Here is a 13,966-nt window from a genome sequence, read left to right on the forward strand (position 1 = left end):
CGCCCCGGTTCGAGGATGTTCTCGCCGCCGTAAGGGCCTTAGCGCCGAGCGCCGAAGTCGTGGCTACACCGGCCGTCACCGTCCGCGTTCCCCTCACCCGTAGCCAGAGCGCCACTAACACGATGTGCCTACCCCAACAGTACGAATGATGTTTCATCGACAGACAGGAGCGGCTGATGTACGCGACGATAGGTGACCAGATCTTCCTCGGTAGATCATCCTCTGCAAATGCACGTGATCAATCCGGCGAGATCATCGAAGTACGCGGTTCTGACGGGCAGCCGCCGTATGTGGTGCGCTTCACCGACGGACACGAGACCCTTGTCAACCCTGGCCCGGACGCCACCGTCGTACCAGGTGAATCTGCGGAGTAGTCAACGGCTTCCGTGTAGCCACTCTGGAGTCGGCGCGTTGCGGAACGCTGTCGGGGCCACGAGATGGATGACACCGGGTTACCGGGTCTGCGCGCTGGTGCGGCAACGTGACTACCGCACTCTGGTCTTTGGTAGTCGCTTCCGTACGACCACTGTTTGCGAGTCGATCACCGACAGCCCGAAACTATCGTGCGACCGAATGTCAGGGAGCATCCATGAGCAAGGCTCTGATCATCGTCGACGTTCAGAACGACTTTTGCGAAGGCGGTGCGGTCGCCGTCTCCGGCGGGGCAGCGGTGGCCGAAAAGATCAGCGAGTACCTGCGCGACAGCGACTATGCCGCGATCACCGCGACTCGTGACTACCACATCGACCCCGGGCCACATTTCTCCGACAACCCCGACTTCATCGACACATGGCCGCCGCACTGCCGGGCCGACACCTCGGGCAGTGAGTTCCACCCGAACCTGGACACCGCACCGATTGACGAGGTCTTCTTCAAGGGTGCCTACACTGCCGCATACTCTGGTTTCGAGGGCGCCGCCGCCGACGGCACGTTCCTCGCAGACTGGTTGCGCGCCAAAGGCATCGACACCGTCGATGTGTGCGGCATCGCCACCGATCACTGTGTTCGCGCGACCGCCATGGACGCCCGCACCGCGGGGTTCGACACCCGGGTGCTTGTAGACCTGTCCGCCGGTGTCTCTCCCGCCAGTATAGATCGGGCCCTAGCCCAACTCCGTGGGGCGGGCGTGGAGGCCACCTGAAAGACCGAGCACTGACCATCGGTGCGCGGACCAGCGCCCGCCGACCGGCCGCGTAAGGAATTCCTGAGACCACCTGTTCAAAGCGGCTCGCCTAGGACGAGTCAGGGCACGGCGTTGCGGCGAGAACTCGTCGAACCTCTTTCAGACCTGATCCGCTGCGTGGCGCCGCCGTGCCAGATCCATTGCGGCACAGTGGCCCCCCGCTCGATACCGAGGTAGTCCGCTGGACATCAGGTACGGGACAATGACCCGGCCGACCACCCGTCTGCAATAGTGCGCCTTTGAGTGGTAGACGTGGAGAGAAGGATGCAGATCGAGCGAGCAACAGTCGATCGTCCATGGTGGGTTGTGCCGGGCAACGACCTTCTCAGGGCAGCCTGCGGCAGTGGCTACATATCCGAGAAGGAGCTGCGTTCTATCGCCGTCGACGACAGCTCAGCCATATTCATCGCCCACGGGTCGACAGGGCTGGTCGGTCTCTGCATCGTCGCTGTAGCCCAGGAGACAGTCCAAGCCCAGCTGACCAGGACGCTCTCAGCGCTGGAGTCTTCCGAGACCTTCCCGGCGGCTGAGCCCGTCGGCTGGTTGCAGGCGGTCGTGGTCGATCCGGCTGTGCGCGGACAAGGAATCGGTGACCGGAGTGTGAAAGCCGGGCTGAAGTTCCTTCGACAGAAGCACTGCCGCATCACATACGCGGTGTCGTGGGTTTCTGGAACCGGTCAGGAGTCCGGCGGGATGTTAACCCGCAACGGCTTCGCAAGCTTGGAGTGGTCTTGAACTACAGGTCCGAGGTCGTCGACTACCGGGGCTTCTGTGCCGTGTGCGGTAAACCCTGTCGATGCTCGGCCATCATCATGTGCAGGACAGCTGGCGGCGCACTCGATCGTAGCGGTGAGAACCACATTGCTTGAACAGACGTACTTGACAGGGAAGCGTGGGGGTGAGCCCAGGACGGAACACCCAATGACCAACCCCGACACGTCGTCCCCACACGCGTGAGGGTGAGCCCGTCGTCAACGTGGGGCTGAAAAACGCCTGGAAGTCGTCCCCATACGCGCGGGGGTGAGCCCGTGTCCAGCGTGGTCTTCCCGAAGTCGGCGAGGTGGTCCCCACACGCGTGGGGGTGAGCCTGTGCGGCTGTCGCTGCGCTACCCCGATGTCGCGTCGTCCCCACAGTCCTAGCCTGAGGCAGCCTGGGCGGTTCGGTCTTCGTCGAACCCGGGGTCGGCATCGCGAGCCTCGCGTCAACGGATACTGGAGACAGCGCGCCGGTGGGAACTGATCGCACCGTACCTTCTGGGCTGCGCTCGGTGGCATCTGCGCCTAGCTTTCTCTTAATCCCATTCACGAGATGTGCTCGGCTCAAGGAGAGTTCGCTTATGGCATCACCGGCAAAACTTGCTCATGTCGTCCTTCGCACCGGTCAGCTTCCGGAAATGGTCGACTGGTACATGCAGGTCCTCGAGGGTCGCCTGGTGTTCAGCAACGACATGTTGGCGTTCATCACCTACGACGAGGAGCATCATCGCGTCGCATTCCTGGCGACCGGTGCGTCCCAGCGGCCCACCGACGCGCATTCGGGTCTGCATCACGTCGCCTTCACCTACGACTCGCTCGGTGATCTGCTTGGCACTTACGAGCGGTTGAAAGCTGTCGGCGTCCAGCCGTTTTGGACGATCAACCACGGTCCAACTACCTCGATGTACTACGAGGACCCCGATGGGAACCACATAGAGTTGCAGATCGACAACTTCAGCACTGATGCGGAACTGAACGAGTTCTTCGAGTCCGGCGCCTTCGACACCAACCCCATCGGGGTCGACTTCGATGCCGATGAACTGGTGGTCCGTTTCGCCGCAGGCGAGCCGCTCGCGGATCTGGTGCGCCGACCCTGACCGGTCCGAACTCACTCCGGTGCTGATCGTCGGCGCGGGTCTCGTAGGCGTCGCGACGGCGTATCTGCTGGGACGCCACGGTACTTCGAGATACGGCGCGGTCAACCCGCACCCAGTGCACAGCTGGTTGGCTTTGGTCGTGAATTCGGACGTCGTTTGGTCGCGAATCTCGGCACCACTGCCAGGATCGCGGGCTGAAGATGTGCACGAAAATGAACACCACCCAGCAAGGCTCGCGTCGGGTGGTGTCGCCGTCGGATGGTTAGTTTGCTTGGCTCGGGTGCTGGCCAGACGGTAGGAATCGGTGCCGGTCTCGATGATGTGGCCACTGAAGGTGAGGCGGTCGACGATCGCCGCAGAGGCGTGGATCGGTGAAGGTCCTGGCCCAACCGCAGTAGCTGTTGTTGGAGTCGATCGCGACGGAGTTCGTCATCGCTCAGCTCGGCCGTTGCCGGTCTCCGCGTGTCCACCAAGAGAATCCGCGTGTTGACTCCTTGGGGCTGGGTTCGGGGCGCACTCGGCGCGCGTGGGTGAGCAGCGTGTTGTAGCTGACGCCGAGGGCGCTGGCCACGTCGCGGACCCGTTCGCCAGCGTTGACGCGATCGATCGCCTCGAGCGCCTGGGCGTCGGTGAGGGCCGGGCGTGACCACGAAGGTTCGAGGCCGTGTCCGCGCCGCCATTTCTTGACGCGGGCCGACCACCCCTCGGGGGTGATGTTCAGCCCAGTTCGGCGATCGCCTGGGGAAGGGCGCGTCCGGCGTCCAGCAGGCCGCTGGCCTGCGGACTTCGGCCTCGGTGATCTTGGTGGTGGCGATCCGCGCGAGTTCGCGTGCCTTTTTCCACGTGGCCTTGCGCACCTGCAGGCCCGCAGCGCTGATGTTTCCGTTCCGGTTGGGCTCGCCCGACCAGAGCGCCTTCCTTTTGTTCGGCCATTGCGTGAGCGCGGCACGGCGGCGGCCGTGGTCGTGACCGACTCGGCGCGCTCGTGGGCGACCGAGCGCAGGCGCGCCGGAAATATGACCCCGGCGCGCCCGGGGCGGTGATCTCAGTAGTTCACAGACTTCGACCCTGTGGTTGGTGGAGTATGTCGATGGTTGGTAGTTGTGAGGCTCAGGCGGATGCCTTGTCGTAGGCTGCGATGACGTCGGCGGCGATCCTGCCTCGTGCGGACACAGAGAGTCCGTTGTTGTTGGCCCAAGTCCGTATTGCATTGAGGTCGTTGCGGCGTAGCGGTGCCCCTGCTGAAGCCTTCGCCTCAGATCGGCGCACGGATGCCTTGATTCGGCCGGTGCGGCGTGCGTAGGGAAGCCACTGGTCGAACGTTGCGCGCAGTGTGGCCGCGTTGTCGGCGGACAAGTCGATTTCGTACGCGGTGCCGTCGATTTCGAAGGTGACCGTTTCCTCAGCAATTGAGGTGCCGTCGGAGTCGTCGATCAGTGTGACAACAACTTTGCGCGCCATGTATGTGTGTCCTGTTCGCTCTGTGTCTGTGGTTCACGGTCGCTGGCGAGCGTAATTGCCCTTCCGGTTCAGGGCGAAACCGGCGGGCGGGCTGCTGCTGCCATGGGCAGGTGAGTCCATATCACGGGTTATCTGCTCAGGATGGGGCGCGCTGATGTGTCCAGGTAGCGAGTGAGTCGGTGCGCTGTCGGGGTGCGAGCCCGTGGCCGTCCTCGCGGCGAGTCAGATCGGCCGCCCGTTGCGCCTGGCTCCCCAGCGCGCCCTGGGTCGTGTCCACGCCATGCTGGCAGGGTCCAGCAGTCGAGCCCGGTGACGCCTTCGAGGAGGTTGAGTGGCGCAGCCCGATCCGACCGGCGAGTGTGTCGCCGCTGGTGACATTGCAGCTGGGCTGGCGTCGTGGACCTCCCATTCCGTGGGCGGTTCGAGCCCTGAATACCATTTCCGCAATTCGGGCATCGTCGCTGAGGGTATTCCGAGTGCGTCGGCCAGCATCTCGACATGCGCGGTGGTGCCCTGCCCAGGGCCAGGTAGCTGGCTAGCTACTGGTCAATCGAGGGATGGATCGACGGGCCGCCGCGAGGTGTCCAGACTGGTAGCGGCAGTGGTGATAGGACACGGCTGGTTGTGGATTGCCCCACCGCAAGTGGGTGTAGTTCGCTGGTGAGCGCGGATACGGCATCTGCGACCTCGTGGACGCTTGCCCGAACGTAGGTCAGCGTCGCACCGCCGGGTGTGTACTGGACAGCGTGGGCGGCGTAGGCGCGGGCGACGGCATAGCCGAAGTTTCGCTCGACCCAGGTCAGCACGGTGTGGCGGAGCCAGTGCGTGCTGACCTGTTGGGTCGCGACCCATGGCAGTTGTCGGCCCGCGCGCATCCACAGGTGGTCGTAGCGTCGGCGCGTGATAGGGCGCCCGTACCGGTAGCGCAGCAGCTGTCCGTCAGGATCATCGCCGCGCGCACAGTGGGCAGTGAGCATGGCGAGCAGAGCCGTCGAGATCGGCTGCCAATGGACGGTTCCGCCTTTTCCACGCAGTTTGACCAGGCGCTGCCTGGTATCGAGATCCGCCGGCCGAATAGCCAGTGCGCTGCCGGTCCTGCACGCGGTTTCCAGATGCAGGCGCAGCAGCAGAGTGTCTAGCTCGACGTCGTCGCCGGTAGTGGTGACCACTTCGATCACCTCGTGGAGCCGCTCGGCGGCGATCGCTCCACGGGGGCTGGGTAGTCGACGCGGCTTGATCAATTCCGTAGCAGCGTTGGAGGTCCGGACGTAGCCGTCGTTGGCCGCGAACCGATACAGGTAGCGCAGCGCACTCACCATGTGCTCGGCTGCGGACCTCCCACCGCGGGAATTGCGGCGCTTTACCGCGCCCGCGCGGATGCGTTCGACGAGTGCCTGCATCTCCAGACTCGTCGGGTCGTCGAGGCGCCGTGTTCCCCACTCGTTCCGTAGGCGCTGCCAGTAAGTCCCGTAGGTTCGCAGTGTTCCGGCCGAGACTGTGGGGATGATTCTCGCGATGTACTCGTCGAATGTGGGCGCCGGTGCTGGGTCCGACTTCGGCAGGAGATCTTGTGCCTGAACCCCCAGCTGTTCCAGCAACTTCCGTGCGATCTCATGGTTGGGGTCGCTCATCGCTCGCCCCCGCCATAACGTGCTGCATATGGGCCAGTCGCGGCGATCGTGCTGCTCTTCCTCAGGGGATTGCCCTTGCTGGCAAGGTCGGAGGAGCAGGCTACCGGGGACATGCGAACAACCCGGGGGAGGGGGATGTGGGGGTAGTCGTGAATTTTCATCGGGCACCTGTTCTGCCCGATCAACGGCTCTTCCACATTCCAGTAGACAGCAAGTCTGCGAATCGCGCCACCCGCAATGTGGCAGTCAGTTGCCGGGGGAGTTGTAGGCGACGGCGAATGCGTAGAGGGCGGAGGCGTAGGTCGGGTCCAGCGGGCACGGTCGTGTCCTGGACGGTTGCCATGTTCCGAGGCACCGTGGGCCGCTACCGTGACACAGAGCAGGGCACCAGACCTCGTCCGCATCCTGGCCCCGATCGGCGAAGTTCGGCGTCTTTGGGCCGCAGCCCTGACATGCCCCCCGCGCCGTGATGTGGTCTACCTCGTCTCACCGTGGTGCTCGGGTGGTTCGCGGTCCGGGTTCGCCAAGGCTATGTCGAGTTCGTCGATGTCCCACCGGAATTCCCTTCCGACTCGAATGGGTTTGGGTAGCCACGGGTGCTTGCCCGGTTGGCGGGCCCAACGCCGTAGTACTTCGGGGTGGATGCCGATGTGGTCGGCGGCCGTTCTGGTGTTGACCCACCGGCGAAGCGGCGGTGGCGGAGTCGAAGGGTCATCGCGCATTGGTGTGCCCCCGGTCGTGGTCGATGCCGATTCCGGGTTCGCGATATTGGGCGCCGCGCACCAGAGGTGGGCAGGAGCCGAGAAGTGGTCCTGTCTTCGTACAAGGTTGGCGACGAAGGCGATGTAGGACAACGTGCGAATATGACCTGACCGAGGTCGGGCCAGGGCGGCTTCGGGCGTTACGAGACCACCAGCGATCGGTGATGGGGGCGCGCGAAGTCGCCGCTGGAGAATGGTCGCGCCCATAGACGGGGGCGGTTGCTGCGTGAATCTTCATCGGGCACCTGTTCTGCCCGATCAGTGGCTCTTCCAACCTCCAGAAGACATGAACTTCGCGGAGTTTGCCACCCATTTCTTGCATGAGCCGTGAAATGGGGCGCGATTAGCAGTGTTTCGGGGTTTGGTGCTTTGTTTGGGCTCACAATTGTCCGACCCGCGAGAGCGAGATATGTCCCCGCCAGACCGGTCGGATGTTGCTGGTGCTCAGTCGAGTACGGGCCCGGAGTAGGTCTCTGGTGTGGCCGTGACCAGCTGGATGTGTTTGGAGACGATGCTGTCGGTCAGCGACAGCTGGTAGGAGACCCTGTTCTGGTCAGTGCTGTGGGCGTGCAACAGGCGCCGCGTGTCGCGGCCGAGGGAGACCTTCACGCTCGCTGCCCACAGTCGTTGAGCTTCACTGTTCGGGGCCAGTGCGGCAACGAGCTCTTTGGCCTGTACCGACGTTCGATGTCGGCCGAGCGCGGCTTTTACCTTCGCGATCATCCAGGAACGTTCGCCATCAGGATCGACTAGGACGGTGCTGGCGTGCTCGCTGAACATCCAGACTGGTACCGATCCGATGTCATCGATGCCGATCAGGACCTCGGCGAACAAGTCGTTGCGCGACAACACATTCGACATCGGGTCGATGTATGCGGCCAAGACGCCTCGGGTCTGGAAGCGTTCGAGGTTGACAGCCAATGCGGGCTCGGCCTGGACGTAGGTGCGCAGGTGGTGGGTTGGGGCCAGCGGGATGTCGGCGATGGCGAGGTCGTGCAGGTGTGCCGACATCGCCTGGTCGAGTCGGTAGCCTCGAACGATCCCTTCAAGGGTGTTCAGCGAGGGCTCACGCTCGCCGCGTTCGATGCGCCCGAGGTGGACCGCGCTGAACCCGACCGCGTCGGCCGCCTCTTCGCGAGTGAAACCCAGATCCTCCCGGATCCACCGGCACGTCGTGCCGAGGTCGGGAATGGACACATCAGGTCGGGTCGGATCGCGTCGACGCCGTCGCCGTGGCCGATCTGACAACCGCCTAGAGGGACGTTTGTTTTTCATATCTCCCCCCCGGGAGCTAGTGGTGAAAGTCACAGGCTGAGAGGTTTGAAGTGAGTCACCTGCTGGTGATGGGACCCTGTTTACCAGAAGGGGTTTCATGCGGCAAGTTTGCCCACGGCTGCGGAATTGCGGACGGAGCTGTTCGCCAGATCTTCAGCAACAGTGGAAGTTTCGACGCGGCTTCCCGTGGTCTGGGGAGTTCAAGTAGCCGCGTCGCCGGATGGGTCAGTTTGGTCCCGTGGTTTGCCCCCGCTGACATGAGTTCCTTAACTGATCCTTTTTGATATATCCAAACTGGATCAGTTAATGCTCTAGCGGCCCAGTCGGTTTCATGGCTTGGATGGAAAGCGAAAGTAATTCCCTCCCAGAAAGGAAATCCCGTGGATCCGATCGTGATCGCGAGCTATCTCAACGCCGGGCTGTCGCTGTTGGCCAACGGCGCCGCCCTGGCCAATCAGGTGCTGTATCTGGCTCTGACCTTGCTCTGACCTAGCCGCCGAGCGGTACCGCCGAACCGGATACACCGATCGGCGGTGCCGGGCAGCAGCCCACCGATCTGAATTCTTGCCGCGCACGCGAAGCCCATCCCGCTGCGGCCCCACGTATCAGCTTCACCTTTCGACTAGAGAGGTCGATCAGTCATGCCCGAAAACACTCCGACCGCCCGCCGCAGCGCAGCTCGCCGCCGCTCCGGAATCTCCGGCGCACGTCGCACCGGCACCGTGCTGCTCGCTGCCGCCATTCCGGTCGCTGTGGCAGTCGGCGCCGCCGGCCCTGCCCACGCCAACAGCGCCCTGGTCACCGTTGCCGATCAAGGCGGCGTGACCAGTCCGTCCCAACCCGGTACCGAAACACCCACGCCCCCAGCAGCTCCCGAACCCGCGCTCGAGCCGACTCCTGAACCCACATCACCGGTGTACTACGAACAGCCCCAACAGGTAAGAACAGGCCCGGCCCGGCCCGCCCCCGAAGTGGACGAGCCGATCGAACCCGTGCGCATCGAAGAACTGCACCTCCCCGTTCCGGTCGAGCCGGTCGCACCAATCATCCCGCCGGAGAACACGATTCGGATCGGCGAGTGGCAGACCCCGAGCCCGGAGTGGCTCCCGGTGGAAGTCCGCGACACCATCAATAACACCGCAGCAGGGGCAGAGGCGCAGGTCGCGACAGCACTGGACTCGGTCGGTATCCCCGCAGGACGCTCAGATCGCGTCAGCGGCGCGACCCTGGGTGGCGCCGCACTGGGCGGCGCGGCCGGAGCGACCGCGCTCGGGGCACCAGCAGCGGCAGTCGGTGCGGTAGCCGGAGGCTTGATCGGCGGAACGGTCGGGGGAATCGCCGGTGCCGCACTCGGAATCATGATCCCGGTCCCCATCATCGGACAAGCGACGAGCGGAGTCGCAGGCACCGCCTTGGGCGCCGCCGCCGGAGCCGCCGCGGGTGCGGCGATCCTCGGCGTACCGGCCGGTGCTGTCGGCGGGGCGGTCGGTGCAACGATCGGCGCGGGGTTCGGCGCCGGCGTCGGAGTCGGTCAATGACCAGCGCAGCCCGTACCGCAGCATCTGTGGCCGCCGCCATGGTGGGAGCCGCGGCGATCACCGCGGCCTCACCGGCGGCTCCCGCAGTCGCAGTGCCGATCGACGGATGCCCGGCGCTGTTCATCCTCGGTGTCCAAGGAACAGGCCAATCGTCGCCGAACGCGGACCCCCTCGCAGACACCGGCGTTGTCGGGTCGCTGATCGGACCGGTCGTGGGTGCGGTGCCATCGCTCGTGCAGCGCGCCTACATCGGCTACGACGCGGGCTTCGGCGGCATCGTCCCCGGCGGGGGCTCCGACCCGTACGTCGCCTCGGTCTCGGGGGCCCGGGCCAACCTCGACGCTGCGGCACTCCAGGTCGTGCAGGCGTGCCCGGACACGATGCTGGCCGGTGTCGGTTACAGCCAAGGCGCCCAAGCGATGGCGAGTTTCGCCCGCGATGTCGGTGCCGGCAACGGCCCTGTCCCGGCCGATCGCATCGCAGGAATCGCGTTGTATGCCAACCCTGATCGTGGCGAACTCGAACCCGTCTTCCCCGGGCGACCGGGTCAAACCGTGCCCGACCCGGCACCGGGCACCTCGGGTGCGGCGGTGGCGAGGGTGCAAGTCCTCGCGGCCCCAGCAGGTGGTGCGGGACTAGCGACCACCCGCGCCGGATACGGCGATCTCACCGGCCGGGTCGCCGACATCTGCAGCGACGGCGACCTCGCCTGCTCCGCCCCGGGCCAGGCATCGGTTCTGCGACTGGGTGCTCAGGTCTTTGCCCAAGCCGACCTCACCAACCCTTTCGCGGCGCTGTCCACGCTGGGCGCCGCACTCTCCGACGCACTCGGTGAGGCCTGGAACGCCGTGATCGTCAACGACTTTCAGGTCGGTGCCGGCGGTGTCGACTACGCGCCGCAGGTGGGGTTGGGGCAGCGGTTGGTCGATGCAGGGGATCCCCGCACGCCCGTGACGGATCCAGTGGCGGCGGCTGCGCGTTGGGACGAGATCACCGCGCTGGTCGCGGCGAACCCACTGGTGCAGGTGCCGAAATTGTTCGCCCAGCTCGGTGGGGCGTGGGGACAGCTCGCGGCCGAGAACGCCGAGCTGGTCAACCCGGTGATCTTGTTGCGGTTCGTCGACACCGTCGGACGCCACAACTCCTATGCCCTGACCGGGCAGTTGGACTCGGGCATCGCGTGGATGATCGCGCTGGCCCACGACGTCGCGGGAGCCCGCCCATGACCAGCACCGGGGCGGATGAGTTCCGCGCGAACACCGCGATCGGCTCCGGCGCCCCCGGCCGCATCCTGCGTACCCGCGAGGTGATGGTGCCCCACATCGCCGGACTCCGGCGCGCCTGGCAGGTGATCTACAGGACCAAAACCAGCTTCGGCGTCCCGGTTTCCGCCTCAGGCATCGTGCTGGAACCGGCAACGCCGAGTAGTGGCGCGGTGATGAAAGCCCCGCTGGTGGTGTACTGCCCGACGTTTCACGGTCTGGGTGGCCGGTGCGCTCCCTCACAACTGCTGGTCGACGGGAACGAACCCGACACGAGCAGCATCGCCGCCGCGCTCGTGCAGGGATGGACAGTCGCGGTTCCCGACGGGATCGGTCTGGGCATCCACGGCGCCGGACCCCACCATTTCCTGGCCAAGAAGGCGGCCGCACATGCGGTGCTGGACATAGCTCGAGCGGTCGCGGGCCAACCTGCACAGGGCACTGTCGAGGCTCCGGTCGCGGTCTGGGGCTACGCCGATGGCGGCCGGGTCGCCGCCGCTGCCGCGGAGTTCCAACCTGCCTACGCGCCCGAGCTGGATTTGCGGGCTGTCGCGGCCGGTGCGGTGATCCGCGACCCCGGCGCGCTGATCAACAGCCTCGATGGTGGACCGTGGTCGGGGCTGGCGTTCGCGGGCATGATCGGGCTGGCCCGGGCATACGCGCACCTGCCGGTCGATCATCTGCTGAGCGACGACGGCGTGCGCGCGGTCCGCGCGGCTTCCCAGCTCGACCTGGCGACCTTGATGGTCGAGTACCTGGCTCCGCTCTCGGCATGGTGTGAGCGTCCCGACCCCTGGAACGACCCGGTCTGGCGATACGTGCTCGCCCACGAAACCCTCGGCACCTCCACACCATTGGTGCCGATCCACCTCTACCACGGGTTACTCGACGCGCTGGTCCCGATCGAATCCGGACGCGCACTGTTCGCCGAGTACACCTCCCGCGATGTCGCTGTGACCTGGTCGGAATTCGACGTCACCCACCTCGGCGCGGCCGACCTCGGAGTCCCCGACGTGTTGACCGCCTTCCGCACGGGCTTCGCCCGACCACCACGCCATCACGGCCCGAACCGGACCAACTGACGCGCCTGCCCGCGCCACCCCCTCCGGCGCGGGCAGGCCGAGCCCACTGACTCGACAGTGAAAGAAAGCCGAATCCGTTGAACCACAACACAATTCAGCGCAGAGCCTGCACCATCGCGGCCGCATGGCTGACCGTGATCTTCATCGGCGCGGCACCAGCCCTGGCCCAGCCCACCGCCAGCGCACCTGGCCCGTCGCCGACGTCGGGCGAACCTGCAACCTCGGCCTGTCCTGCGTTGTATGCGGTGGGCGTGCAGAGCGGTGAGGAAGGGGCCGCCACCACCGCCGACACCGGCGATACCGGAATGCTGGGCCAGGCTTTCGGCAGGTTGGGTGCCGCTGCGGGCAAGGCGATCGAGCGGTCTTACATCGTCGTAGGCGCCGAGGTGAACACGACGAACTACCCGGCGGCGGTGACCGCGGCAGCCGATCAGATCGAACAGCGCGCCGGGGAGGTCATCGACCGGTGTCCATCGACACAGATCGCGGTCGCCGGCTATGCCCAAGGTGCCGCTGCGGCAGCCGCTTTCGCTGAAAGGGCCGGGGCGGGGGAGTCTCGAGTCCCTGCGGAGAAGGTCGCCGGGATCGCGTTGCTGGCCAACCCGTCGCGGCGCGCAGCGACCGGTGCTCTGCCCGGCACCGACAACGCGGAAGTCCCGTCCGCGCCTTCCGGCACGAACGGAACCGCGGTGTCGAAGATCAAGCTGACCAACATCGGATTGTCCGGGGCTGGGATAGCCGCCGACGCGACACCGGCCGACTTCGGGTCCCTGGTCGGTCGGGTTGCTGATCTGTGCGTGGCCGGTGATGCCACCTGCGATGTCCAGTCCGGGAGCCCGTTGCTCACGGCGGTCACCAACATCACCGGACAAGCCGGGGGCAAGGACCCGGTCGCCGCGATCGCCACCGTCGCCCAAGCCTTGGCCTCCACCGCCTTCAACACCGCTGTCGGCGTGGTCAACGACGACATCACCGGCACCAGCCTGGATCAACTCTCCTACACCCCCAACCAAACCCTCGGCCAGCGCATTGCAGCCGCGTCCTCACCGTCGGCTACAACACCGACCGAGTCCGACGCGCTGTCGGCGCTGTTCAAGATCGGCACGATCGGCTTGAACGCCGTGGTGTCGGTGGCACAGAAGGTCTTCACCGCCACGACCATCGCCGAACTCGCCGCCGTGGGTCTGTCCAACCCCGCCGCCGCGGTCGCGGTGCTCGGTACGAAAGTCGCTGACGCGGTGGTGGATCTGGTGCCACCCCAATCGATCAGTACCTGGGTCAACGACGCATTCGAGGCGATCACCTCCACCATCACCGATCCCCAAGACCTGTACACGACCTCGGCGACCGCCCAATACAGCAACGCCACCGGGCGACGCAGCAGCTACAGCACGATCTCGGTCACCGCAGGCGGCGATACCCCGCTGGCTGCGACGACCGCCTGGTTCACCGCGATCGCCCACGACCTCACCGCCACTGCGAGCCCGTCGACGAAACAACCGACAGCCTCGAACAACGCGACGACTCCGACCAGTCCACAACCCGCTCCCTCGCCCACCGCAGCGAAACCCGCAGCCACACAGACCGGTTCGACCTCGGCCCCGACCAGTGAGCCGATGGCGCACCCCTAGACCCCTTCGGAGCACGAATCGAGCAGCTCGCCTTCCCCCTGGTCAGCGGCTCTTCCAGCGGCGTGCTCCGAAGGGCCCGACCACAACCCAGCCGATCGAGGAGGTGAACAACATGCCCACTGACGACCTGAGCCATAACCATGGTGCCGCTTGGCTATACAAGCCCGACAACCCAGACCCCCACTCCGACGAGCCTCATCAGGTCAGCGAACACCTCCACGGCCGATCAATACCACGCCACCCGCCAACGCGGCGGTCACGCGTCATTGCGCTCAGCGCCGCCGCCGGC

At 65.6% G+C, this 13,966-nt stretch carries 11 protein-coding genes and 1 pseudogene; 8 read left to right on the plus strand and 4 right to left on the minus strand.

Annotated features, from left to right (window positions below; translation table 11 throughout):
- Window positions 1–176: 176 nt before the first annotated feature.
- The 4 genes from AB0I35_RS30780 (at window position 177) to AB0I35_RS30795 (ending at window position 3,036) form a co-directional block, all read left to right on the plus strand.
- Window positions 177–374, plus strand: a complete 198-nt coding sequence (locus AB0I35_RS30780) for a DUF1918 domain-containing protein (protein ID WP_357399825.1) — start codon at window positions 177–179, stop codon at window positions 372–374.
- A gap of 215 nt (window positions 375–589) precedes the next feature.
- Window positions 590–1,141 (plus strand): nicotinamidase, encoded by a 552-nt coding sequence (locus AB0I35_RS30785; RefSeq protein ID WP_357399826.1) that lies wholly within the window; start codon window positions 590–592, stop codon window positions 1,139–1,141.
- 285 nt (window positions 1,142–1,426) lie between these two features.
- Entirely contained in the window at window positions 1,427–1,918 is a 492-nt protein-coding gene (locus AB0I35_RS30790) for a GNAT family N-acetyltransferase (protein ID WP_357399827.1), read from the plus strand.
- A gap of 602 nt (window positions 1,919–2,520) precedes the next feature.
- A complete protein-coding gene (locus tag AB0I35_RS30795) occupies window positions 2,521–3,036 on the plus strand; it encodes a VOC family protein (RefSeq protein ID WP_357399828.1) in 516 nt (171 codons plus the stop codon).
- Window positions 3,037–3,309: 273 nt separating this feature from the next.
- On the opposite strand, the pseudogene AB0I35_RS30800 reads toward AB0I35_RS30795, so the two are convergent.
- From AB0I35_RS30800 to AB0I35_RS30815, 4 genes and pseudogenes are all read right to left on the minus strand, one after another.
- Window positions 3,310–3,463 (minus strand): annotated as a pseudogene (locus tag AB0I35_RS30800) (ATP-binding protein); the annotation flags it as partial.
- Window positions 3,464–4,146: 683 nt separating this feature from the next.
- Complete coding sequence (locus AB0I35_RS30805) at window positions 4,147–4,497, minus strand: Lsr2 family protein (protein ID WP_357399829.1); 351 nt, start codon at window positions 4,495–4,497, stop codon at window positions 4,147–4,149.
- A 539-nt stretch (window positions 4,498–5,036) separates the two neighbouring features.
- The gene (locus tag AB0I35_RS30810; protein WP_357399830.1) at window positions 5,037–6,128 is read right to left on the minus strand and encodes a tyrosine-type recombinase/integrase; all 1,092 of its coding nucleotides are present in this window, start codon (window positions 6,126–6,128) and stop codon (window positions 5,037–5,039) included.
- Window positions 6,129–7,333: 1,205 nt separating this feature from the next.
- Window positions 7,334–8,263, minus strand: coding sequence for a helix-turn-helix transcriptional regulator (locus AB0I35_RS30815; RefSeq protein ID WP_357399831.1), 930 nt, complete (start codon window positions 8,261–8,263; stop codon window positions 7,334–7,336).
- A gap of 542 nt (window positions 8,264–8,805) precedes the next feature.
- On the opposite strand from AB0I35_RS30815, the gene AB0I35_RS30820 reads away from it, so the two are divergent.
- From AB0I35_RS30820 to AB0I35_RS30835, 4 genes are all read left to right on the plus strand, one after another.
- Entirely contained in the window at window positions 8,806–9,702 is an 897-nt protein-coding gene (locus AB0I35_RS30820) for a hypothetical protein (protein ID WP_357399832.1), read from the plus strand.
- The gene (locus AB0I35_RS30825) at window positions 9,699–10,928 is read left to right on the plus strand and encodes a cutinase family protein (protein ID WP_357399833.1); all 1,230 of its coding nucleotides are present in this window, start codon (window positions 9,699–9,701) and stop codon (window positions 10,926–10,928) included. The genes AB0I35_RS30820 and AB0I35_RS30825 overlap by 4 nt, the downstream gene beginning before the upstream one ends.
- Window positions 10,925–12,046, plus strand: a complete 1,122-nt coding sequence (locus AB0I35_RS30830) for a lipase family protein (protein WP_357399834.1) — start codon at window positions 10,925–10,927, stop codon at window positions 12,044–12,046. Before AB0I35_RS30825 ends, AB0I35_RS30830 begins: the two co-directional genes overlap by 4 nt.
- A gap of 245 nt (window positions 12,047–12,291) precedes the next feature.
- The gene (locus AB0I35_RS30835) at window positions 12,292–13,677 is read left to right on the plus strand and encodes a cutinase family protein (RefSeq protein WP_357399835.1); all 1,386 of its coding nucleotides are present in this window, start codon (window positions 12,292–12,294) and stop codon (window positions 13,675–13,677) included.
- Window positions 13,678–13,966: the final 289 nt, after the last annotated feature.

The sequence above is a fragment of the Nocardia sp. NPDC050378 genome (genome assembly GCF_040655675.1).
GTDB classification, from domain to species: Bacteria; Actinomycetota; Actinomycetes; order Mycobacteriales; family Mycobacteriaceae; genus Nocardia; species Nocardia coubleae.